The sequence below is a fragment of the Acidimangrovimonas sediminis genome, assembly GCF_002871005.1.
GTDB classification, from domain to species: domain Bacteria; phylum Pseudomonadota; class Alphaproteobacteria; order Rhodobacterales; family Rhodobacteraceae; genus Acidimangrovimonas; species Acidimangrovimonas sediminis.
Genome location: NZ_PHSN01000076.1, coordinates 1 through 996, shown reverse-complemented (window position 1 = coordinate 996; position 996 = coordinate 1). Strand labels below are relative to the sequence as shown.

Below are 996 nucleotides of genomic sequence, written 5' to 3'. Positions count from 1 at the left end.
CGCGGGGGCGGCGGGGCTGTCCTTCCTGCTTCTGCTGTTGTTCATGGGCGGCGCGGGCGGCTGGGCGCTTGTGCTGATGACGATCCTTGCGTTCTTCATCGGCTACAACCTGATCATGGGGATCGGCGGCGCGGACATGCCGGTGGTGGTGTCGATGCTGAACTCCTACTCCGGCTGGGCGGCGGCGGCGATCGGGTTCTCGCTCGGCAACGACCTCCTGATCGTGGTCGGCGCGCTGGTGGGGTCTTCGGGGGCGATCCTGAGCTACATCATGTGCGCGGCGATGAACCGGTCGTTCGTGAGCGTGATCCTGGGCGGGTTCGGCACCACGACGGGCCCGGCGCAGGCGATCGAGGGCGAGCAGGTGGCGATCGAGTCGGACGCGGTGGCGCAGGCGCTGCGCGAGGCCGACAGCGTGATCATCGTGCCGGGCTACGGCATGGCGGTGGCGCAGGCGCAGCAGGCGGTCAGCGAGCTGACGCGCAAGCTGCGCGCGCAGGGCAAGGAGGTGCGGTTCGCGATCCACCCGGTGGCGGGGCGCCTGCCGGGGCACATGAACGTGCTGCTCGCCGAGGCCCGTGTGCCCTATGACATCGTGCTGGAGATGGACGAGATCAACGAGGACTTCAAAGAGACCGACGTGGTGATCGTGATCGGGTCGAACGACATCGTGAACCCGGCGGCGCAGGAGGATCCGAACTCGCCCATCGCCGGGATGCCGGTGCTGCGGGTGTGGGAGGCGAAACAGGTCTTCGTCTCGAAGCGCGGCCAGGGCACGGGCTATTCCGGTATCGAGAACCCGCTGTTCTACAAGGACAACACGCGGATGTACTACGGCGATGCCAAGGACAGCGTGTCGAAGCTCGTGGGCCTGGTGGAGTAGGCCCGCCCCACCACGACGAAACGGAACGCCCGGCAGCCGACTGCCGGGCGTTCGACGTTTCAGGGAGGAGGAGGGGCGTCGAAACGCGCGCTACGGGGCGTTGAGCGGAGGGG

1 protein-coding gene is annotated in these 996 nt (G+C 67.9%); it reads left to right on the top strand.

Going from position 1 to position 996, the window contains the following annotated elements; all coding sequences use genetic code 11:
- A partial coding sequence (locus CVV76_RS24385) for an NAD(P)(+) transhydrogenase (Re/Si-specific) subunit beta (protein WP_146010399.1) occupies window positions 1-883 on the top strand: 883 nt, incomplete at its 5' end.
- Between the last annotated feature and the right edge of the window lie 113 nt (window positions 884-996).